The organism is Paenirhodobacter sp. YD-8 (assembly GCF_056590935.1).
This window is the reverse complement of record NZ_CM152649.1, coordinates 3188826-3210435: the sequence shown is the minus strand read 5'-3', so window position 1 is coordinate 3210435 and position 21610 is coordinate 3188826. Positions and strand designations below refer to the sequence as shown.

Genomic DNA, 21610 nt, shown 5'->3' with positions numbered 1-21610 from the left:
GCGGGCAGATTCCTCGCCCGCAAAGTCTTTCCTTGTGCCATGATCTGCCTATATTCCCCCGATACCGTGAGCGATTCCCGAAGACCGAGGCGCAATGTTCCACCCGCTTGAGATGATGGCCGACCGCAAGGACGATGCCGAAGGCGAGGCCGGCGTTGCCCTCAAGACGAAACCCAAGACGCAGCGCCCGCCGATGTACAAGGTGCTGCTCCTGAACGACGATTACACCCCGATGGAGTTCGTCGTCCATATCCTCGAACGCTTCTTCGGCCTGAGCCACGCGCAAGCTTTCGAGATCATGCTGACCGTGCACAAGAAGGGGCTCGCCGTGGTCGGCGTGTTCAGCTTCGAGGTGGCCGAGACCAAGGTCGCGCAGGTGATGGATTTCGCCCGCCGCCATCAGCACCCGCTGCAATGCACGATGGAAAAGGAGTGAGGCGCGCGCGCCTCTGCCAGCCATGAGCCACCCCCGCCTCTCCCTTGCGCTTGACGCGCCCGATGCCCTGCCCGCCGCGGGGCGCATCGCGCTGTTCCGCCCGACCTCCGCCACCGATCTGAGCGATCTGCCCAGCGAGCGGCTGCATGCCGTGCAGGGCTTCCGCCCGGACTGGGAGGCGCTGCGCGCCCGCGGCATCGCGGCCGATCCCGCCCCCGAGGGGCCCTATGCCGCCGCAGTGGTGTTCCTGCCGCGCGCCAAGGCCGAGGCGCGGGCGATCCTGGCGCTCGCCTGCGAGGTGGTGGTGCCGGGCGGCCCGATCTGGGTCGACGGGCTGAAGACCGACGGCATCGATTCCATGCTGCGCGATCTGCGCGCGCGGCTGCCGGTGGGCGAGCCGATCGCCAAGGCGCATGGCAAGATCTTCCGGCTCGAGGCGGCGCATGGCGCGCTCGACGACTGGAAGGGGCACCGCAGCGAGGTGGCGCCGGGCTTCGTCACCCAGCCCGGCGTGTTCTCGGCCGATGGCATCGACCGCGGCTCGGCGCTGCTGGCGGCGGCGCTGCCCGACACGCTGCCCGCCCGCATGGCCGATATCGGTGCCGGCTGGGGCTGGCTTGCGGCGCAGGTTCTGGCGCGCAAGGGCGTCGAGAGCCTCGATCTGATCGAGGCGGAACATGCCGCGCTTGACTGCGCGCGGCTCAACATCCCCGATCCGCGGGCGCATTTCGTCTGGGCCGACGCCACCGTCTTCAAGCCCGAGGCGCGCTATACCGCGGCGGTGATGAACCCGCCCTTCCACAGCACGCGCGCCGCCGACCCGGCGCTCGGGCAGGCCTTCATCCGCGCCGCCGCCTCGATGCTGTCGCTGTCGGGCACGCTGTGGATGGTGGCGAACCGCCATCTGCCCTACGAGGAGGCGCTGCGTGCCGCCTTCCACGAGGTGACCGAGATCGTGCCGCCCGGCGGCCCGGACGGCGCCTTCCGTCTGATCCGTGCCGAGCGGCCGATCGTGCAGGGCGCCGCCCGTCCTGCCCCCGCCGTCGCGTCACAGCGTCGCCGTGTCTCTCGCCCCCGGCGCTGAAATGCGCTAACAGGGGCGGAAACCACTCCGAAGGGAGCCGCCATGTCTCTGGCCATCACCGGAAAGACCGCGATCATCACCGGCGCCGCCAACGGCATCGGCCTTGCCATCGCGCGTCACTTCCTGGATCGCGGCGCGCAGGTGATGTGCGCCGACATCGACGAGGCGAAGCTGATGGCCGAGTTCGGCGAAAGCGCCAAGGCCGAGGGCCCGGCGCGCGTCTTCTCGGGCGATCTGTGCGAGAAGCTGACCATCGCCAACCTGCTGTCGGCCACCATCGACGCCTTCGAACGCATCGACATCCTGGTCAACGCCGCGCGCAGCTTCACCCCCTGCGATCCGCTCGAACCCGATGCCGATGTGCTGGAATCGATGCTGCGCCACAACATGAAGGCCGGGCTGCGGCTGTCGCAGCTGACGGCGAAGCGGATGATCGCGCTGGCCGAGAAGGACGGGCGCCGGACCGGCGAGGTCGGCTGCATCGTCAACGTCTCGACCCTTGCCGCACAGCGCACCCAGCCCGAGCTTCTGGCCTATTCCATCGCCTGCGCGGCGCAGGATCAGGCGACGCGCGGGCTTGCGCTCGCGCTCGCGCCGCACCGGATCCGGGTGAACGGCGTCGCCTTCGCCTCGATGATGAGCGCCTCGCTGCACGCGGCGCTGCGCGAGAATGCCGACTGGCGCGAGGCGATCACCGCGGGCACGCCGCTTGGCCGCATCGCGCCGCCGACCGAGCTTGCCGAGACGGTGCAATACCTTGCCTCGTCGGGGGCGGGCTTCGTCACCGGCCAGATCGTCACCGTCGACGGCGGCCGCGGCATCGCCGACACGGTGCGCGTGCCGGTCTACTGATCGACACGCCCCGGCGCGTTTACTTCGGCTCTTCCGGATAGGCGGCCCGGCAGGCCGCGATCTCGGCATTCATCTGCGGCGCAAGGGCGCGGATCTTGGCGCGCAGGTTGTCGCGCTTGCGGGTTTCCGAGGCCGGGTCGATCACCACCTGCCGGCGGCGGGTGATCGTGTCATCCTCGAGACACATCCGCGGCTTCTGGATCACCTGGCCGTTCGGCTTGGTGTAGGTGTCATAGCCGCACACTTCCCACCGCGTCGTCGGCACCTCGTATTCCTCCCAGGCATAGCCGCGGGCGAGGTTCGCCTCGGTCTCGGCCAGCAGCGACTGCAGGTTGCGGGTCTCGCGCGTGGCGCGGTTGATGCACTGCTCCTGCGGCGTGCCGCAGGCGGCAAGGACGAGCAGGGCGAGAAGGGCGGCGGTCTTGCGCATGGCGGGTCTCCGGCTGATGCCGCATTCTTCTCCGGCCGGGCGGAAAACGCAATTCCCCCCTCGCGCCTTGCCTGCTAGGACGGCGCAAAAAGGGAGATCGCCATGACCGACACATTCGAGCCCCGCAAGGCCGCCGCCAGTGCCTGGTTCTCGACCCTGCGCGACCGCATCGTCGCGGCCTTCGAGGCGCTCGAGGACGGGTTCGAGGGGCCGGGCGACCTGCCCGCGGGCCGTTTCGAGGTCACGCCCACCACCCGCACCGGCGCCGATGGCGAGGATCAGGGCGGCGGCAAGATGTCGGTGATGCGCGGCGGGCGCGTCTTCGAGAAGGTCGGCGTCAATATCTCGACGGTCTGGGGCCGGCTCGCGCCGCGGGCGCAAAAGGCGATGGCGGCGCGCGGCGTGCCGGGGATGGAGGCCGACCCGCGGTTCTGGGCCTCGGGGATCTCGCTTGTCGCCCACATGCGCAACCCGCACACGCCGGCCGTGCACATGAACACCCGGATGTTCTGGACCCCCGGCGCGTGGTGGTTCGGCGGCGGCGCCGACCTCAATCCCTGCATCGAATATGCCGAGGACACGGCGCATTTCCATGCCGCGCTGCAGGCCGCCTGCGATGCGCATGACCCGGCCTATTACCCGCGCTTCAAGGCCTGGGCGGACGAGTATTTCTTCATCCCGCACCGGCACCGGGCGCGCGGCGTCGGCGGCATCTTCTATGACGATCTGAACAGCGGCGACTGGGACGCGGATTTCGCCTTCACCCGGGACGTGGGCGCGGCCTTCCTGCCCGCCTTCCTGCCGGTGACCGAGCGCCGCCTCGGCACTCCCGCCTCCGAGGCCGACCGTGACGCGCAGCTGATCCACCGCGGGCTTTATGCGGAATACAACCTCGTCTACGACCGCGGCACGAAATTCGGGCTCGAGACCGGGCACAATGCCGATGCGGTGCTGATGAGCCTGCCGCCGCTGGCGAAATGGGTCTGAGGCGGGCAGACGGGGCGCGCCGCTGCCCCTTGCGTCGCGCGGCGCATTGCCGCCGTAGCCAGCGGGCGGGATGAAAGGGCTTTCCTTCCTGGGCGAAAGCCGCTAGAACCCGCGCTTTCCGCCGTTGCGAAAGCCCCTGACATGACCCAGTTCGATCACCTTCCCGCCACGCTGCAAGAGGCGTTGGCCGAGAAGGGCTATGCCGCCCTCACCCCCGTGCAGGAGGCGGTTTCCGATCCGGGCCTGTCCGGGCGCGATCTTCTGGTCTCGGCGCAGACGGGCTCGGGCAAGACCGTGGCCTTCGGCCTTGCCATGGCCTCCGAGCTGGTCGGCGACGAGGGCATCCCGCCCTATGCCGATCTGCCGCGGGCCCTGGTCGTGGCGCCGACGCGCGAGCTTGCGCAGCAGGTCAGCCGCGAACTGAGCTGGCTCTACGCCCGGGCGGGGGCGGTGATCGCCGGCGCCGTCGGCGGCATGGATGCGCGGGCCGAGCGTCGCGCGCTCGAACGCGGCGCGCATATCGTCGTCGGCACCCCGGGCCGGATCTGCGATCACATCCGTCGCGGCGCGCTCGATCTGAGCGAACTGAAGGTCGTCACCCTCGACGAGGCCGACGAGATGCTCGACCTCGGCTTCCGCGAGGATCTCGAGTTCATCCTCGAGACCGCGCCCGAGACCCGCCGCACGCTGATGTTCTCGGCCACCGTGCCGCCCGAGATCGCCCGCCTTGCCGCCACCTTCCAGCGCGACGCCGAGCGGATCTCGACCATCGCCGCGCGCAGCCAGCATGCCGACATCGACTATCGTGCCCTCGTCGTCGACAAGACTGACCGCGAGAACGCCATCGTCAACCTGCTGCGCTTCCATGAACCTGAACGCGCGATCGTGTTCTGCTCGACCCGCGCCGCGGTCACGCACCTGACCGGCAAGCTGCTCAACCGCGGCTTCTCGGTGGTGGCGCTCTCGGGCGAGCTGACGCAGGACGAACGCTCGCGCGCGCTGCAGATGCTGCGCGACGGTCGGGCCCGGGTCTGCATCGCGACCGACGTCGCGGCGCGCGGCATCGACCTGCCGGGGCTGGAACTTGTCGTCCACGCCGACCTGCCGCAGAACAAGGAGGCGCTGCTGCACCGTTCGGGCCGCACCGGCCGCGCCGGCGCGAAGGGGATCTCGGCGCTGGTGGTGCCGCTGAACCTGCGTTCGAAGGGCGAGCGGCTGCTGCGCGAGGCGGGCGTGAGCGCCACCTGGGAAAGCGCGCCGGGCCCCGAAGAGATCTTCGCCCGCGACGAGGAACGCATGCTGCAGCAGGCAGTGCTGACCGAGGCGCCGACCGCCGATGAGCTCGACGGCATCGAGCGCCTGCTTGAGGCGTTCGAGCCGCGCGCGCTGGCCGCTGCCGTGCTGCGCAACTTCCGCGCCGCGCGCTCGGCGCCCGAGGATCTGGTGCCGGTCACGCTCGACGGGCCGAAGCCGCGCGCGCGCGAGGAATTCGGCAATTCGCGCTGGTTCCGGCTGACCATGGGGCATGACCAGTGGGTCGACCCGAAATGGCTGTTGCCGATGCTGTGCCGCGCGGGCGATCTGACCCGGCGCGACATCGGCATGATCCGGGTGATGCAGGACCACACCTTCGTTCAGATCCACGCCGAGGCCGCGGACCGGTTCGAGGGCTCGCTCGCTCCCTCGATGGTGATGGAAGACAAGTGCACCGTCACGCCGCTGGCCGATGCCCCCGAAGGGCTCGACCGCCCGGCGCCGCGCCCCTCGCGCTGGTCGAAGAGCGACGACGACCGCGGCCCGCGCAAGCCGCACCGCAAGGGCCAGGGCTGGGGCGAGGGTGCCCCGAAGCCCGCACGCAAATATGACCGCGTCGAGGGCGAGGGCGCGCCGCGCCCGCCCCGCAAGTTCGAGCGGGCCGAGGGCACCGATGGCCCGCGCCCGGCGCGCAAGTTCGACCGCCCCGAAGGCGAGGGCGGCGCGCCGAAGGCCCGCAAGGCCGCCCCTTGGGCACGCGAGGGCGGCCATGGCGCCGCCGCGAAGGATGCTGCCCCGAAGGCGAAATACGCCAAGGGCGGCAAGCCCGCCGAAAAATACGCGGGAAAGCCCGCGGGCAAGTTTGCCGGCAAGCCGGGTGGCAAGCCCGGGCCGAAGACCTTCCGCGGCAAATGATCCGCGAATGACAAAAAGGGGCCTCGCGGCCCCTTTTTTCTTCGCATGAATACGCATCTTCGCCGGCCCCGGCGGTCGCGGACCCTATCCCTTGCGGATCGTCTCGACCATCAGCGCGACATTCTCGGGATCGGCGTCGGGGGTGATGCCATGGCCGAGGTTGAAGATATGCGGCCCCTTCGAGAAGGCGCGCACCACCTCGCGCGTCGCCTCGACCAGTGCCGCGCCGCCGGTCACCATGTGACGGGGATCAAGGTTGCCCTGCACGCAGCCGTCCTTCTGCACGTTTGCCGCCGCCCAGTCGGCCGAGACCGAATTGTCGATCGCGACACAATCGGCGCCGGTCTTCTTCGCAAAGCCGACATAGCCCTCGCCCGCCTCGCGCGGGAAGGCGATGACCGGCAGGCCTGGGAAGCGCGCTTTCAGTTCGGCGATGATCCGCGCCGTGGGGGCGACGGCGAAATCCTCGAAATCCTGGCCCTTCAGGCTGCCCGCCCAGCTGTCGAAGAGCTTGACGACCTCGGCCCCGGCCTCGACCTGCTTCGCCAGATACTCGACCGTCGCCTCGGTCAGCCGGTCGATGATGCCGGCGAAGGTGGCGCGATCGGTGGCCTTCAGCGCATGCGCCGGGCCTTGGTCGCGGGTGCCGCGGCCGGCGATCATGTAGGTCGCGACGGTCCAGGGCGCGCCGGCAAAACCGATCAGCGTGGTCTCCGACGGCAGTTCGCGGCGCAGGATCCGCACCGTCTCGTAGATCGGGGCGAGCGTGTCGTGGATGTCGTCGCAGCCCTTCAGCGCGGCCAACTCGGCCGGCGTCGTGGTGGTCGACATCCGCGGGCCTTCGCCGGTCTCGAACCACAGATCGACGCCAAGCGCCTGCGGCAAGAGCAGGATGTCGGCGAACAGGATCGCCGCGTCGAAGCCATAGCGGCGGATCGGCTGCAGCGTGACCTCGGCCGCAAGCTCGGAATTGTAGCACAGCGAGAGGAAATCCCCCGCCTGCGCCCGGGTCGCGCGATATTCGGGCAGGTAGCGGCCCGCCTGCCGCATCATCCAGACCGGAGGGGTGGGCAGCACCTCGCCACGCAGCGCGCGCAGGATCGTCTTGTCGCTCATCGGGATCTCCTTTGTCCCTCTTCATCGCGGGCTGCGGCCGATTGTCAAGCATTGCGCGCGTTCGCCCCGCTTGCGCGGGCAATCGGTCGCGGCTATGCCGTGGGCCATGAAACAGATGCCCTCCGCAACGGACCCGCTGAAGATCGGCACCCGCGGCTCGCCGCTCGCGCTCGCGCAGGCTCATGAGACCCGCGCGCGGCTTAGTGCGGCGCATGACCTGCCGCCGGAGGCCTTCGAGATCGTGGTGATCCGCACCACCGGCGACAATGCCGCGCTGATCGCGGCCGACCAGCCGCTGAAGGCGCTTGGCGGCAAGGGCCTGTTCACCAAGGAGATCGAGGAGGCGCTCGTCTCGGGTGCGATCGACATCGCGGTGCATTCGATGAAGGACATGCCGACGGCCCAGCCCGAGGGGCTGCTGCTCGACTGCTTCCTGCCGCGCGAGGACACCCGTGACGCCTTCGTCTCGATGCGCTACGCAAGCCTCGCCGACCTGCCCGAGGGCGCGGTCGTCGGCTCGTCGAGCCTGCGCCGGCGGGCGCAGCTGGCAAACCGCCGGCCCGATCTGAAGCTGGTCGAGTTCCGTGGCAATGTGCAGACCCGGCTGAAGAAGCTCGAGGACGGTGTGGCGGATGCCACCTTCCTTGCCATGGCCGGGCTGAACCGGCTGGGCAAGGCCGAGGTCGCGCGCTCTGCCATCGGCCCCGACGAGATGCTGCCCGCCGTCGCGCAGGGCGCCATCGGGATCGAGCGGCGCACGGCCGATACGCGCTGCGCCGATCTGCTCGCCGCGATCCACGACCGGCCCACGGGGGTGCGTCTGGCGGCCGAGCGCAGCTTCCTCGCCACGCTCGACGGCTCGTGCGAGACGCCGATTGCGGGGCTTGCCGAGATCCTTGACGACCGGCTCTGGCTGCGCGGCGAGATCCTGCGCCCGGATGGCTCAGAGTCGATCTCGGGCGAGGCGCATGGCGCGCTGACCGAAGGCGCCGCGCTTGGTGCCGATCTGGCGCGCCGGCTGCTCGCGCAGGCGCCGAAAGGCTTTTTCGACTGGCGCTGAGCCGGCCGCGATGACGGTCGCCTCCGGGGGGCACTGGCGCGGACAGCGCCCGAACGCCCAGGGGTGGCGGCCGCCGCATCCACGGGAGACCCGCATGACCCTTCTCGACCGCCTGCGTGACCTGATCGGCCCCGCCAACGTGCTGACCGGCGACGATACCGCGGGCTACCGCGACGACTGGACCGGGCACTATCACTGGACCCCGCTTGCGGTGCTGCGCCCGGGCTCGACCGAGGAAGTTTCCGCGGTGCTGCGGCTTGCAAGCGAGACCGGCACGCCGGTGGTGCCGGTGGGCGGCAACACCGGGATGAACGGCGGCGCCGCGGCCGAGGGGGCGCTGATGCTGTCGCTCGCACGGATGAACCGGCTGCGCGAGGTGAACCCCGCCGCGCGCACGATCACCGCCGAGGCGGGGGTGATCCTTGAAACGTTGCACGACGAGGCGGCGCGCCACGGGCTTGTCTTCCCGCTGACCTTCGGGGCGAAGGGCTCGGCGATGGTGGGCGGGTTCCTCTCGACCAATGCCGGTGGCTCGAACGTGCTGCGCTATGGCAATGCGCGGGCGCTGTGCCTGGGCATCGAGGTGGTTCTGGCCGACGGACGGGTGATGAACCTGCTGACCGGGCTGCACAAGGACAACAGCGGCTATGACCTGCGCGATCTGATGATCGGCGCCGAGGGCACGCTCGGCGTCATCACCGCGGCGGTGCTGAAGCTGGCGCCGGCGCCGGTTGCCCATGCGACCGCGCTTCTGGGCATGGACACGCTCGAGGGGGCGCTCGCGCTCTTGCACCGGCTGCAGGCCGGCAGCGGCGGCGCCGTCGAGGCTTTCGAGTTCATGCCCGCCCATTACATGGAGCGTCTTGGCCGGCTGAAACCCGAGCTTGCCTGCCCGTTCGAACCCTGTGCGGTGAACGTGATGGTCGAGATCGCGACCACCATCGCCGGCGAGGACCCGGTCGAGCGGCTGGAGACCCTGCTCGAGGCGGCGCTCGAGGACGGCTCGCTCACCGAGGCGGTGGTCGCGACCTCGGAGGCACAGCGCCGCCGGCTCTGGACGATGCGCGAATCCGCGGCCGAGATCACCTTCGTGCAGCCGGTGATGGTCGACACCGACGTGGCGCTGCCGCTCGACCGGCTGCAGGAGTTCCTGACCCGGATGGAGCTGCGGCTCGCCACGCTCGACCCCGAGGCCGAGGTCTTCCTCGTGGCGCATCTGGGCGACGGCAACATCCATTACACGGTCTATCCGGGCCGCGATGAGGCGAGCCATCTGGCCGCGATCCGCGCCGCGATCGCCGGCGAGGCGGTGGCGCTTGGCGGCAGCTTCTCGGCCGAGCACGGGGTGGGGCTGTCGAAGCGCGCCACGCTTGCCGCGCACAAGGACCCGGTGGCGCTGAGTGTGATGGCGGCGATCAAGGCGGCGCTTGATCCGAAGGGGATCCTGAACCCCGGCAAGATGCTGCCCTGAGCCGCAGGGCGCCCCCGGCGCCCCCTTGCATCGCGCTGCGCCCCGGCGCATGAGGCGGCATTGCCCGAGGTGACAATGCCGTTTCTTGCCCCGTTCCGACCGATCCTGCGTGACCCCGCGCTGCTGCTCGCCGCCGCGCTTCTGGTGCTCTATGGCGCCCATGCGGCGACCATGGCCCCCTATGTCTCGGCGCTGGCGGTCACCGTCTTTCACCTGAGCGACAGTGCCTTTTCGGTGCTGCTGGTGGTGGCCTCGGCGATCGCCGTCTCGTCCTCGGTGGTGTTCGGCATCCTCGCCGATCAGCGCGCGAACCGGCGCGGCATTGCGCTCGTCACCGGGGCGTTCCTGACGCTGGGCACCGGGATGGTGATCCTTGCGCCGAACGCGCCGGGCTTCGCGTTTGCCCATGCGCTGCTCCTGCCGCTGTCGGGCTCGTTCTTCGGCCAGCTTTTCGCGCTGGCCCGTCTTGCCGCGACCACCCACCCCGAGGAGGACCGCCGCGCCGTGCAAAGCACGCTGCGCGCGCTTTTCGCGGTGCCGTGGGTGGTGGTTCTGCCGGTCTGGGCGGTGGCCTTCCGCGCCGGCACGCCGCTGACCGCGGTCTATCCCGTGTGCCTTATGCTCTCGGTCGCGATCCTCGCCCTCACCGCGCTGTTCTGGCCGCGCGATGGCGCGACGCGCTGGAGCGACACCCGCTCGGGGCTCACCTTCCGCCAGTCGCTGGGCGAGATCGCCGGCGGGCGGGTGCTGGCGCGGGTGCTGGCGCTTGGCACGATCCATGGCGCGGTGACGCTTTACCTCGTCGTCATCGGCCTTGTCTTCGCGGCAGTGCCGGGGCGGGGCGCCGGGGCGACGGCGCTTTACGCGGGGATCATGGCCGGGCTCGAGGTGCCCTTCATGCTGGCGCTGCCGCGCATTCTGGGCCGGGTCGAGGCGCGCAGCCTGATCTGGGTGGGCATGGCGCTTTACGCCGTCCACCTCGCCGGCATCCCGCTTCTGGCCGGCACCCCCTTCGTCTGGTTGCTGATGCTGCCGGGCGCCGCGGGGGGCGCGATCGTGCTGACCCAGCCGATGGCCTATCTGCAGGAACTGCTCAGCGACCGCCCCGGTGCCGGTGCCTCGCTGATGGCGCTGCAAAAGCTTGCGGGCGACGGCATCTGCGCCGCCACCTTCGCGATCGGCACCACGCTTGGCGGCTATGGGCTTGTGGCCGGGCTGGGCGCGGGGCTGGGCGTGCTGGGCGCCGGCATGCTGTGGTGGATGGACCGCCGCCCGGTCTGAGCTCAGGGCGCGGGCTGCGCCTGTGCCAGCAGTTCGAGCACCCTCGGGCCAAGTTCCGCCACCACCAGCTTCACCCCCGCGGCCGAGGGGTGGATGTTGTCGCCCTGCATCAGCCCGCGCGCGGCGCGCTCCTCGGGCGGCAGCGCGGCAATCGGCGCGAGCAGGTCGGGCAGCAGCAGCGCGTGATACTTCGCCGCAAGCGCCGGCCAGATCGCGTCGAACTCGGCCTTGTAGGCGGGGCCGTAATTGCCGGGCGCCGGCAGCCCCACCAAGAGCACCGGCAGCCCGCGCGCCGTCACGGCAGACAGGATCGCATCGAGGTTCGCGCGCGCCGCGGCGGGCGGCAGGCCGCGCAGCAGGTCGTTGCCGCCAAGCTCGACGATCACCGCATCAATGCCGGGGGTCAGCGACCAGTCGATCCGCGCCCGCCCGCCGGCCGTGGTGTCGCCCGAGACGCCGGCGTTCACCACCTGCACCGCGGTCCCCTGCGCGGCGAGCCACCCCTGCAGCTGCGGCACCAGACCCTCGCCCGGCATCAGCCCGTAGCCCTGGGTCAGGCTGTCGCCGAAGGCCAGAACCTCGGGCACTTCCGCCGCGGCAGGCAGGGCGAGGGCGAGGAAAGCCGCCGCCGCCAGCTTGCACAGCCGCGCGCGGGGCCCATATCCGAAGACAGGCACGGAAAAATGGTTTCTCATGACGGACACGGTCCTTTCGCTCGACGACGCCCGGCTCACCCTTGACGGCAATGCCGGCCCGGTCGAGATCCTGCGCGGCATTTCGCTGAACATCAACCGGGGCGAGAGCGTCGGGCTGACCGGCCCCTCGGGGTCGGGCAAGTCCTCGCTGCTGATGCTGATGGGCGGGTTGGAGCGGGCGAGCGGCGGCCGGGTCACGGCGCTGGGGCAGGACCTGACGGCGATGGACGAGGACGCGCTGGCCCGTTTCCGCCGCGGCACGATGGGGATCGTGTTCCAGTCCTTCCACCTGGTGCCGACGATGACGGCGCTCGAAAACGTCGCGCTGCCGCTCGAGATCGCGGGAGTGGGCGATGCCCGGGCGCGGGCCGAGGCCGAACTTGCCGCCGTGGGTCTTGCGCATCGGCGCGGCCATTATCCGTCCGAGATGTCGGGCGGCGAGCAACAGCGCGTGGCGCTGGCCCGGGCCGTGGCGCCGCGCCCGGCGATTCTGCTTGCGGACGAGCCCACCGGCAACCTCGATGCGGCGAATGGCGCGGCGATCATGGACCTGCTTTTCGGTCTGCGCGACCGGCACGGGGCGACGCTCGTCCTTGTCACCCATGCGCCCGAGCTTGCGACGCGCTGCGACCGGGTGGTGCAGATCGCCGACGGGCGGGTGCGGGCATGAGCCTTGCCTGGCGCATCGCCCGGCGCGAGCTGCGTGGCGGGCTTCGGGGCTTCCGGGTCTTCCTGCTGTGCCTGATGCTCGGCGTCGCGGCGATTGCCGCGGTGGGGCTGGTGCGCGGCGCGATCCGGGCGGGGCTGGCCGATCAGGGCGCGGTGCTGCTGGGCGGTGACGCGCAATACGACTTCACCTATCGCCGCGCCACGGCGGAGGAACGTGACTGGATCGCCGCCCATGCCGCGCAGGTGTCGGAACTGGTCGCCTTCCGCTCGATGCTGAACGCGGGCGACGACTTCGCGCTCACCCAGGTGAAGGCGGTCGATGGCGCCTATCCCTTGACCGGGACGCTGGCGCTCGACCCGCCGCTATCGCCTGCGGCGCTGGCCGGGCAGGGCGGCGTGCCGGGCGCCTTCCTCGACCCGGTGCTGGCCGACCGGCTCGGGCTGAAACCGGGCGACCGCTTCGCCCTGGGCGGACAGGATTTCGTGATGATGGCGCGGATCCTGCGCGAGCCTGACAGCACCGGCGCGGGCATCGCCTTCGGGCCGCGCAGCATCGTCTCGCTTGCCGCGATCGAGGCCGGGCCGCTGCTCGCCCCGGGCTCGCTTTACGAAACCCAATACCGCGTCACCCTGCCTGCGGGCGCGACGCTTGCCACACTGAAGACCGCGGCGCTGGCCCGGTTCGAGGGGGCGGGGATGCGCTGGAGCGACAGCCGCCGCGCCGCGCCGGGGGCCGAGCGCTTCACCGACCGGCTGGCGACCTTCCTGGTCCTTGTGGGGCTTGCGGGGCTTGCGGTGGGCGGCGTCGGGATCTCGGCCACCGTCTCGGCCTGGATCGAGCGCAAGGCCGAGACCATCGCCACGCTGCGCGCGCTGGGCGCGACCTCGGGCACGATCCGCGCGGCCTTCCTGATCCAGCTTGCGGTGCTGGGCGCGGCGGGGATCGCGGCCGGGCTGATCCTGGGGGCGGGGGCGGTGCTCGCCGCCGCGGGGGCCATCGCGCGGGCAATGCCGGTGCCGGTCGAGGTCGGGCTGTCGGCCCGCCCGCTCTTCGAGGCGGCGCTTTACGGCGCGCTGACCGCCGCGATCTTCGCGCTCTGGCCGCTGGGCCGGATGTCGGCGCTGCGCGCGGCGACGCTGTATCGCAGCACCGGGCGCAGGCGCAGTCTGCCGCCCGCGGGGTCGCTGGTGCTGATCGGCGCGCTGGTGGTGGCGCTGGTCGGGGCGGGGGCCACGCTTTCGGGCGAGGTCGGGCTGACGCTGGCGGCCTTTGCCGGCGTCGCGGGCGCGCTTGGCCTGCTGGCTCTGGCGGCGCTTGGCCTGCGCGGGCTTGCCCGCGCGGCGATCCCGCTGGCACAGGGCCGGCCCGCGCTGCATGCGGCGCTGGCCGCGATCGGCGGGCCGCGCTCCGAGGTGCTGCCGGTGGTGCTGTCGCTTGGTCTCGGGCTGTCGGTGCTCTCGGCCGTGGGCCAGATAGACGCCGGGCTGCGCGGCGCCATCGCGCGCGACCTGCCGCAGGTGGCGCCGGCCTATTTCATCATCGACATCCAGCCCGACCAGCTGGATCCGCTGCTCGCCCGGCTGCGGGCCTTCCCCGAGGTGAGCCGCGTCGACACCGCGCCGATGCTGCGCGGCGTCATCACCCAGATCAACGGCCGTCCGGCGCGCGAGGTGGCGGGCGATCACTGGGTGCTGCGCGGCGACCGCGGTGTGACCTTCGCCGCCACCCCGCGCGAGCGGCTGACGGCGGGCACCTGGTGGCCCGAGGGCTATGACGGCCCGCCGCAGGCAAGCTTTGCCGCGAAGGAGGCGGCGGAACTCGGCCTGAAACTGGGCGACCGGATCACCGTGAACATCCTTGGCCGCGACATCGAGGCGGCGATCACCTCGTTGCGCGATGTCGATTTCTCGACCGCCGGCATCGGCTTCGTGCTGACGCTGAACCCCGCGGCGCTGGCGGGCGCGCCGCACACCGACATCGCCACGATCTACGCCCCGGAGGCGAGCGAGGCGGCGATCCTGCGCGATCTGGCGCGCGCCTTCCCGAACATCACCGCGATCCGGGTGCGCGACGCCATTGCGCGGGTGAGCGAGGCGCTTGGCACCATCGCGCGGGCGGTGGCGCTCGCGGCCTCGGTCACGCTGGCGACCGGCTTCACCGTGCTGATCGGCGCGGCGGCGGCGGGCGAGGGGGCACGGGCGCGCGAGGCGGCGCTTCTGAAGACGCTGGGCGCCACGCGCGGGATGATCCTGCGCTCCTTTGCGCTGCGCGCGGCGTTCGCCGGCGCCGCGGCCGGGATCATCGCCGTCGCGGTCGGCGCGCTCGCCGGCTGGGCGGTGCTGCATTTCGTGATGGAGGCAAGCTATCGCTTTGCGCCCGGCCCGGCCGTGGCGATCGCCCTGGGTGGCATCGGCGCGGTTCTGCTCGCGGGGCTGGTCTTCGCGTTGCGCCCGCTGGTGGCCCGCCCGGCCCGGGTGCTGCGCGAAAACGAATGAGGCCGCCCGGGGGCGGCCATCCCGCCCCGGAGCAGGGGCGTCGTCATGCGAGAGGGGTCAGCCGCGCAGGCCGGCATCTTTCAGGATGCCGCGGCGCTTCGCCTCGTAATAGTAGCCGCGCGCATACCAGCCCACGGCCTCGTTCTCGTTGCCATCGGCACAGAGCCACGCACCGCGCAGGTATTTCACCGCGTATTTCAGGTTCGTCTCGGCATCGAGCAGCTCGCGCGACGAGCCCGAGAAGCCCATGGTCGAGGCGGTGCGCGGGTCGATCTGCATCAGCCCCATGTAGGAGCCGTTGCGCGCCGTCGGGTTGTAACCGCTTTCGCGCTGCACGATGCGGTGCACCAGCGTGCGCGGCACCTCGTAGTGATCGGCGTATTTGTTGATGAGGCCCCGCATTTCGGTGCTTTCGCCGGGCTGGAGCGGCAGTTGATCCGGGGACATGCCCTTCGAAGACGCGCGGGGATCTGCGCCGCAGGCGGCGAGGGCGATAACCAGGGGCAACGTCAGCAGCAGGCTGCGGCGGATCATCATCGGGAACTGCTCCATTCCTCATTTGATTACAACATTGATACAATCACGTGAGAAAGCCGCCTAGCGCGCAGCGGGGCCCCTGTGCGCCGATGAGCGGGATCTCGCCGAAAGGCTTTGACATCTGCCACGACCTCGGGCCCACTCTGACCATCCCAGGAGGTGTCATGTCCTTAGCAACGCAGGAAAATCCCGTCGATCTGTGCATCATCGGCGGTGGCGTGAACGGCTGCGGCATTGCCCGCGATGCGGCCGGTCGTGGCCTCTCGGTGCTGCTTTTCGAGCAGGCAGACCTTGCTCAGGCCACGTCTTCGGCCTCGACCAAGCTGTTTCACGGCGGGTTGCGCTATCTCGAATATCTCGAGATTCGCCTCGTGCACGAGGCGCTCGCCGAGCGCGAGGTGTTGCTCGCGGCGAGCCCGCACATCAGTCATCCGATGCGCTTCGTGCTGCCGATCGACCCGGCGATGCGCTTTCCGACCGACACCCCGGTCGGCCGGCTGGTGGGGCTGTTCCTGCCCTGGCTGAAGGGTAAGCGGCCAGCGGCGATGATCCGGGCGGGGCTGTTCCTCTATGACCACCTCGGCGGCCGGCGCTCGCTGCCCGGCACCCGCGCGCTCGACCTGCGCCGCGATCCGGCCGGCGCGCCGCTGCGGCCGGGCTTTGCCAAGGCCTATGAATATTCCGACGGCTGGGTCGACGATGCGCGGCTTGTCGTGCTGAATGCGCGCGATGCGGCCGCGCGCGGCGCCGAGATCCGCACCCGCACCCGGGTGACCGAGGCGCATCGCGAGGGCGATCTGTGGCGCGTGGTCACCCCGGCGGGCAGCGTCTGGGCGCGGGCGCTGGTGAATGCCGCCGGCCCCTGGGTCGGCGAGGTGATCCGCACCACCATCCATGTGCCCTCGACCGAGGGGGTGCGGCTGGTGCGCGGCTCGCATATCGTGACGCGGCGGCTCTTCGATCACGACCGGGCCTATTTCTTCCAGGGGCGCGACGGGCGGATCTGCTTCGCCATCCCCTACGAGGACAATTTCACCCTGATCGGCACCACCGATCAGGACCACCGCGGCGCCCCGGGCGCGGCGCAGTGCAGCGAGGACGAGGTCGCCTATCTGTGCGCCTTCGTGTCGGAGTATTTCGCCAAACCCGTGACCCCCGCCGATGTGGTCTGGACCTATTCCGGCGTGCGGCCGCTTTATGACGACGGGGCCAGCTCGGCCACCGCGGCGACGCGTGACTATGTGCTGCGCCTCGATGCCGAGGGGGCGCCGCTGCTGAACATCTTCGGCGGCAAGATCACCACCTATCGGCGGCTGGCAGAGGCGGCGCTGGCGAAGCTTGCGCCCTTCTTCCCGGCGGCGACGGGGCCATGGACCGCCGGCGCGGCGCTGCCCGGCGGCGATTTCCCGGTGGATGGCCGGCCTGCACTCGCCGACGATCTGATCCGCGACTATCCGTTCCTGTGCGCGCCCTGGGCCGCGCGGCTGGTGCGCAGCTATGGCACCGAGGCGCGCGCCTGGCTGGGCGCGGCACGCACGGCCGGGGATCTGGGCGCCGATCTGGGCGCCACCCTGACCGAGGCCGAACTGCGCTGGCTTGTCACCCGCGAATGGGCGGTGACGGCCGAGGACGTGCTGTGGCGGCGCAGCAAGCTTGGCCTGCGGCTGAGCCCGGCGCAGGTGCAGGCGGTGGCGGGGATGCTGGCGCAGATCCGTGCGGAAGCCGGGATAACGGAGGCCTGAGGAGAGGCCGGGAGGAGAGGATGAGCGAGATTCTGGCCCTCGATCAGGGCACCACCTCGTCACGCGCGATCCGTTTCGCGGTGACGGGCACGGGCGGGCTGACCCCGGTGGCGACGGTGCAGCGCGAATTCGCGCAGATCTACCCGCGCCCGGGCGAGGTCGAGCACGACCCCGAGGAGATCTGGGCGACGACGCTGTCTTGCGCGCGCGCCGCGATGAGCGACGCGGTGGTTGCGATCGGCATCACCAATCAGCGCGAGACGACGGTGATCTGGGACCGCGCCAGCGGCGCGCCGATCGCCAATGCGCTTGTCTGGCAGGACCGCCGCACCGCCCCCGCCTGCACTGCCCTGCGCGATGCGGGCGCCGAGGCCGAGGTGACGGCGAAGACCGGGCTGCTGCTCGACCCCTATTTCTCGGCCACGAAGATCGGCTGGTTGCTCGATGCAGTGCCGGGCGCGCGGGCGCGGGCCGAGGCGGGGGCGCTGGCCTTCGGCACCGTCGACGCCTTCCTGATCTGGCGGCTGACCGGCGGGCGGGTGCATGCGACCGACGCCACCAATGCCGCGCGCACGATGCTCTATGACATCGAGCGCGGCGAGTGGGACGCGGATCTGTGCCGGATGTTCGGCGTGCCGATGGCGCTCTTGCCCGAGGTGCGCGATTGCGCGGCCGACTTCGGCACCACCGATCCCGCGCTGTTCGGCCGGGCGCTGCCGATCCGCGGCGTGGCGGGCGATCAGCAGGCGGCGGCGATGGGGCAGGGCTGTTTCGCGCCGGGGATGATGAAATCGACCTATGGCACCGGCTGCTTTGCGCTGCTGACCACCGGCGCGGCGCGCATTGCCTCGGGGCACCGGCTGCTGACCACGGTGGCGAGCCGCTTTGCCGGGCGCACGCATTTCGCGCTCGAGGGCTCGATCTTCGTCGCCGGGGCGGTGGTGCAATGGCTGCGCGACGGGCTGAAGCTCATTGACAGCGCAGCCGAGACGCAGGCGCTGGCCGAGACCGCGGATCCCGCGCAACAGGTGCTGATGGTGCCCGCCTTCACCGGCCTCGGCGCGCCCTGGTGGCGGCCCGAGGCGCAGGGCGCGATCTTCGGCCTGACCCGCGGCACCGGCCGGGCCGAGATCGCCCGCGCCGCGCTGCAATCGGTGGGCTATCAGACCCGCGACCTGTGGGAGGCAATGCGGGCGGATGCCGGTACGCTCGATCTGGGCGTGTTGCGCGTCGATGGCGGCATGGCGCGCTCGGACTGGACGATGCAGTTCCTGGCCGACATCCTCGGCGCCCCGGTCGACCGGCCGGTGGTGACCGAGACCACGGCGCTTGGCGCGGCCTGGCTTGCGGGCTGGCAGTCGGGGCTGTGCCCGGGGCCCGAGGAGGTCGGGCGGCACTGGGCGCTCGAGCGCCGGTTCGAGCCCGCGATGGCCGAGGCGCCGCGCGCGGCGGCCTATGCGCGCTGGCGCCGTGCCGTCACGGCAACGATTTCGGTCTGATCGGCGCGGCCGGCTCGACAGCGCCGGGGCAGGGGCGTAGCCCGGGCACGGGTGCGCCCGCCGGGCGGGCCTGCCATGGCGGGGAGGCATGGGTTCCGCAACGGGGGGAAAGAACGACCCAACAGGAGCAAGACCGAATGCCTCTCATGCAATACCACGTCATCAAGGGCCGCACGCCGGAAGAGATCGAGCTGCTGCTCGACACCGCCCACGAGGCGATGGTGCGCACCTTCAAGGTGCCGCAGGGCGACCGCTATCAGATCCTGACCGAGCACGCGCCGAGCCACCTGAAGGCGCTCGACACCGGGCTGGGCATTCCGCGCACCGAGAAATTCGTGATGCTGCACGTGGTGTCGCGGCCGCGCGGGCGCGAGGCGAAGGTGGCCTTCTATGAAAACCTCTGCGCCGATCTGCAGGCGAAATGCGGCATCGCGCCGAGTGACGTGATGATCTCCTTCACCGAGAACGGCGACGAGGACTGGTCCTTCGGCCATGGCCGGGCACAGTTCCTGACCGGCGAGCTGTGAGCGCAGGCGGGGGGCGGTGACCGCCCCCCTTCCGGTCAGAACCGGGCGCGGCGCAGGCGCAGCGCGTTCGTCACCACGAAGACCGAGGAAAAGGCCATCGCGCCCGCGGCGAGCATCGGCGACAGGCCGGGCCCGCCGAAGGGGCGCAGCACGCCCATGGCCACCGGGATCAGCGCGACGTTATAGGCGAAGGCCCAGAACAGGTTCTCGCGGATGTTGCGCATCACCGCGCGCGAGAGCTTGAGCGCGCGGGCCGCGCCGCGCGGGTCGTCGCCCATCAGCACCACCTCGGCCGCCTCGATCGCGACGTCGGTGCCGGTGCCGATCGCAAGCCCCACATCCGCCGCCGCAAGCGCCGGCGCGTCGTTGATGCCGTCGCCGACGAAGGCCACGGCGCCTTTGCCGCCAAGCGCGTTCACCGCAGCGACCTTGCCCTCGGGCAGGACCTCGGCCTCCACCCGGGTGATGCCGAGCCGCCGCGCCACCGCTTCGGCCGTGGGTTTCGCGTCGCCGGTGACGAGGGCCACCTCGATGCCGGCCGCCTGCAACGCCGAGACCGCCTCGGCCGCGTGTTCCTTGATCGGGTCGGCAACCGCCAGAAGCGCCACTGCCGCACCGTCGCGGGCAAGGTAGATGGGCGTCTTGCCCTCACCCGCCAGCGCCAGCGCCTGTGCCGCGAGCGGGCCGATGTCGACGCCCGCCTCGGTCATCGCGCGGGCATTGCCCAGAAGCACGGTCTTGCCATCGACCTCGGCCGAAAGGCCGCGGCCGGGCAGGGCCTCGACCTTGCGGGCGCGGGGCAGGGGCAGGCCGCGCGCCGCGGCCGCCGCCACGATCGCGCGGGCCAGCGGATGTTCCGAACGCGCCTCGGGCGCCGCGGCGGTGGCAAGTGCGTCTTCCGCAGTGATGCCCGCGACCGGGATCAGATCGGTCAGCTCGGGGTGGCCAAGGGTCAGCGTGCCGGTCTTGTCGAAGGCGAGGGTCCTGACCTCGGACAGGCGCTGCAGCGCGTCGCCGCGGCGGAACAGCAGGCCGAGTTCCGCGCCCCGCCCGGTGCCGACAAGGATCGAGACCGGCGTTGCCAGCCCCATCGCGCAGGGGCAGGCGATGATCATCACCGAGATTGCCGCGACGAGGGCATGGGTGAAGCCCTGCCCCGCCAGCATCCAGATCGCGAAGGTCAGCAGCGACAGCCCCATCACCGCCGGCACGAAGACACGGGTGATCTTGTCGACCAGCGCCTGCACCGGCAGCTTCTGGCCCTGCGCCTCCTCGACCAGCGCGATGATGCGCGCGAGCACCGTGTCGGTGCCGGTCGCGGTGACGCGGAAAGCGAGCGCCGTCTGCCCGTTCACCGTGCCGCCGGTGATCTCAGCGCCCGGCGTCTTCTCGACCGGGGCGGGCTCGCCCGTCAGCATCGATTCGTCGATCCAGCCATGCCCCTCGGTCACCAGCCCGTCGACCGCGACGCGTTCGCCCGGGGCCAGAAGCACGATGTCACCCGGGGCGAGTTCCTCGACCGGCAGCTCGACGGTGCCGCTTTCGCGCGCGACGCGGGCCGTTGCCGGGCGCAGCGCGACGAGGCGCGAGATCGCCTCGCCCGCGCGTCCCTTCGCCCGCGCCTCGAGCCAGCGGCCGACAAGGATCAGCGTGACGATCACCGCCGCTGCCTCGAAATAGACGGAGCGGGCCGAGACGGGCAGAAGGCCCGGGGCGATGGTCACCACCGCGGAATAGAGGAACGCTGCCAGCGCCCCCATGGCGACGAGCGAGTTCATCTCGGGCGCGCCGCGCAGCAGGGCCGGGATGCCGATGCGCAGGAACACCCGGCCGGGGAAGGCCAGCACCAGCGCGGTGAGGACCAGCTGGATCCACCAGCTCGCGCGCTCGCCGATCGTGTGCATCACCGCCATGTGGAAGCCGGGGATCAGATGCGTGCCCATGGCCAGCACGAAGACCGGCAGGGTGAGCGCGGCCGAGATCAACACCTGTCGCTTCAGCTTTGCCGCCTCGGCCGCCTGCCGTTCGGCGACCGGCGCGGCGGGGGCATCGGCGGTGGCGACGCGCGCACCATAGCCCGCGCCCTCGACCGCCTTCACCATCTCGGAGGGCGCGACGGCGCCCTGGGCATAGCCCACCTGCGCGGTCTCGGTGGCCAGGTTGACCGAGGCTTCGATCACCCCGGGCAGCGCGGTCAGCGCGTGCTCGACATGACTGACGCAGCTCGCGCAGGTCATGCCGGTGATGTCGAGCGTCGCCTCGGCGCGGTTGACCGGATAGCCCGCCTTCGCGAGCGCCGCGGCCAGCGAGGCGGGGGTGGCCGGTGCCTCGAACTCGACCCGGGCCGAGCGCGCCATCAGGTTCGCCGTGGCGCTGGTCACGCCCGGCTCGGCGCTCAGTGCCCGCTCGACGCGGCCGGTGCAGGCGCCGCAATGCATTCCGTCGATGGTGAACGTGGTCTTGGACATCGGGCACCTCCAATGCTTCACTTGGAGCGCGCCCCCGCCCGGGTCAACTCTCCGGAAAACATTCCTGAACTTGAATTTGTGTTGCGGCAAT

The 21610-nt window shown here is 71.1% G+C and carries 18 protein-coding genes; 13 read left to right on the top strand and 5 right to left on the bottom strand.

What is annotated here, in order from left to right; genetic code table 11:
- Positions 1 to 94: 94 nt before the first annotated feature.
- From clpS to AC0QTQ_RS15535, 3 genes are read left to right on the top strand one after another with little or no spacing between them, the layout of a single operon-like run.
- Positions 95 to 436, top strand: a complete 342-nt coding sequence (gene clpS / locus AC0QTQ_RS15545; RefSeq protein WP_113899604.1) for an ATP-dependent Clp protease adapter ClpS — start codon at positions 95 to 97, stop codon at positions 434 to 436.
- A 22-nt stretch (positions 437 to 458) separates the two neighbouring features.
- Positions 459 to 1520 carry a class I SAM-dependent methyltransferase gene (locus AC0QTQ_RS15540; RefSeq protein ID WP_480257318.1) on the top strand — a complete coding sequence of 354 codons (1062 nt, stop codon included), beginning with the start codon at positions 459 to 461 and terminating at the stop codon, positions 1518 to 1520.
- 42 nt (positions 1521 to 1562) lie between these two features.
- Positions 1563 to 2372 carry an SDR family NAD(P)-dependent oxidoreductase gene (locus tag AC0QTQ_RS15535; RefSeq protein WP_480257317.1) on the top strand — a complete coding sequence of 270 codons (810 nt, stop codon included), beginning with the start codon at positions 1563 to 1565 and terminating at the stop codon, positions 2370 to 2372.
- 19 nt (positions 2373 to 2391) lie between these two features.
- Here AC0QTQ_RS15535 and AC0QTQ_RS15530 read toward each other — a convergent pair whose 3' ends face one another.
- Complete coding sequence (locus AC0QTQ_RS15530; protein WP_480257316.1) at positions 2392 to 2802, bottom strand: hypothetical protein; 411 nt, start codon at positions 2800 to 2802, stop codon at positions 2392 to 2394.
- 102 nt (positions 2803 to 2904) lie between these two features.
- Here AC0QTQ_RS15530 and hemF point away from each other — a divergent pair, with 102 nt between their 5' ends.
- Both hemF and AC0QTQ_RS15520 read left to right on the top strand, forming a co-directional pair.
- Positions 2905 to 3789 (top strand): oxygen-dependent coproporphyrinogen oxidase, encoded by an 885-nt coding sequence (gene hemF, locus AC0QTQ_RS15525; protein WP_480257315.1) that lies wholly within the window; start codon positions 2905 to 2907, stop codon positions 3787 to 3789.
- 141 nt (positions 3790 to 3930) lie between these two features.
- Positions 3931 to 5958 (top strand): DEAD/DEAH box helicase, encoded by a 2028-nt coding sequence (locus tag AC0QTQ_RS15520; RefSeq protein WP_480257314.1) that lies wholly within the window; start codon positions 3931 to 3933, stop codon positions 5956 to 5958.
- Positions 5959 to 6042: 84 nt separating this feature from the next.
- Here AC0QTQ_RS15520 and hemE read toward each other — a convergent pair whose 3' ends face one another.
- Positions 6043 to 7074 (bottom strand): uroporphyrinogen decarboxylase, encoded by a 1032-nt coding sequence (gene hemE / locus AC0QTQ_RS15515; protein WP_480257313.1) that lies wholly within the window; start codon positions 7072 to 7074, stop codon positions 6043 to 6045.
- Positions 7075 to 7189: 115 nt separating this feature from the next.
- Here hemE and hemC point away from each other — a divergent pair, with 115 nt between their 5' ends.
- The 3 genes from hemC to AC0QTQ_RS15500 all read left to right on the top strand — a co-directional run bounded on the left by hemC (position 7190) and on the right by AC0QTQ_RS15500 (position 10886).
- A complete protein-coding gene (gene hemC, locus AC0QTQ_RS15510) occupies positions 7190 to 8134 on the top strand; it encodes a hydroxymethylbilane synthase (RefSeq protein WP_480257312.1) in 945 nt (314 codons plus the stop codon).
- A gap of 94 nt (positions 8135 to 8228) precedes the next feature.
- Complete coding sequence (locus AC0QTQ_RS15505; protein WP_480257311.1) at positions 8229 to 9605, top strand: FAD-binding oxidoreductase; 1377 nt, start codon at positions 8229 to 8231, stop codon at positions 9603 to 9605.
- Between the two features lie 75 nt (positions 9606 to 9680).
- Positions 9681 to 10886: an MFS transporter gene (locus AC0QTQ_RS15500; protein WP_480257310.1), complete on the top strand. Its 1206-nt coding sequence runs from the start codon at positions 9681 to 9683 to the stop codon at positions 10884 to 10886.
- A gap of 2 nt (positions 10887 to 10888) precedes the next feature.
- On the opposite strand, the gene AC0QTQ_RS15495 is transcribed toward AC0QTQ_RS15500, so the two are convergent.
- Positions 10889 to 11581, bottom strand: coding sequence for an arylesterase (locus AC0QTQ_RS15495; RefSeq protein ID WP_480257309.1), 693 nt, complete (start codon positions 11579 to 11581; stop codon positions 10889 to 10891).
- Here AC0QTQ_RS15495 and AC0QTQ_RS15490 point away from each other — a divergent pair.
- Both AC0QTQ_RS15490 and AC0QTQ_RS15485 read left to right on the top strand, forming a co-directional pair.
- On the top strand, positions 11580 to 12251 hold the full coding sequence (locus AC0QTQ_RS15490; RefSeq protein WP_480257308.1) for an ABC transporter ATP-binding protein: 672 nt from the start codon (positions 11580 to 11582) through the stop codon (positions 12249 to 12251). The two genes, AC0QTQ_RS15495 and AC0QTQ_RS15490, sit on opposite strands and share 2 nt — an antisense overlap.
- Positions 12248 to 14746, top strand: a complete 2499-nt coding sequence (locus tag AC0QTQ_RS15485; RefSeq protein ID WP_480257307.1) for an ABC transporter permease — start codon at positions 12248 to 12250, stop codon at positions 14744 to 14746. Before AC0QTQ_RS15490 ends, AC0QTQ_RS15485 begins: the two co-directional genes overlap by 4 nt.
- A 57-nt stretch (positions 14747 to 14803) precedes the next feature.
- Here the strand turns inward: AC0QTQ_RS15485 and AC0QTQ_RS15480 are convergent, their stop codons facing one another.
- Positions 14804 to 15148, bottom strand: coding sequence for a lytic transglycosylase domain-containing protein (locus tag AC0QTQ_RS15480; RefSeq protein ID WP_342769162.1), 345 nt, complete (start codon positions 15146 to 15148; stop codon positions 14804 to 14806).
- A gap of 299 nt (positions 15149 to 15447) precedes the next feature.
- On the opposite strand from AC0QTQ_RS15480, the gene glpD reads away from it, so the two are divergent.
- From glpD to AC0QTQ_RS15465, 3 genes are all read left to right on the top strand, one after another.
- Positions 15448 to 17025, top strand: a complete 1578-nt coding sequence (gene glpD / locus AC0QTQ_RS15475; protein ID WP_480257306.1) for a glycerol-3-phosphate dehydrogenase — start codon at positions 15448 to 15450, stop codon at positions 17023 to 17025.
- Positions 17026 to 17045: 20 nt separating this feature from the next.
- Positions 17046 to 18524: a glycerol kinase GlpK gene (gene glpK, locus AC0QTQ_RS15470; RefSeq protein ID WP_480257305.1), complete on the top strand. Its 1479-nt coding sequence runs from the start codon at positions 17046 to 17048 to the stop codon at positions 18522 to 18524.
- A 137-nt stretch (positions 18525 to 18661) separates the two neighbouring features.
- The gene (locus AC0QTQ_RS15465; RefSeq protein ID WP_121533754.1) at positions 18662 to 19051 is read left to right on the top strand and encodes a tautomerase family protein; all 390 of its coding nucleotides are present in this window, start codon (positions 18662 to 18664) and stop codon (positions 19049 to 19051) included.
- 35 nt (positions 19052 to 19086) lie between these two features.
- Here AC0QTQ_RS15465 and AC0QTQ_RS15460 read toward each other — a convergent pair whose 3' ends face one another.
- Positions 19087 to 21519, bottom strand: coding sequence for a heavy metal translocating P-type ATPase (locus AC0QTQ_RS15460; RefSeq protein ID WP_480257304.1), 2433 nt, complete (start codon positions 21517 to 21519; stop codon positions 19087 to 19089).
- Positions 21520 to 21610: the final 91 nt, after the last annotated feature.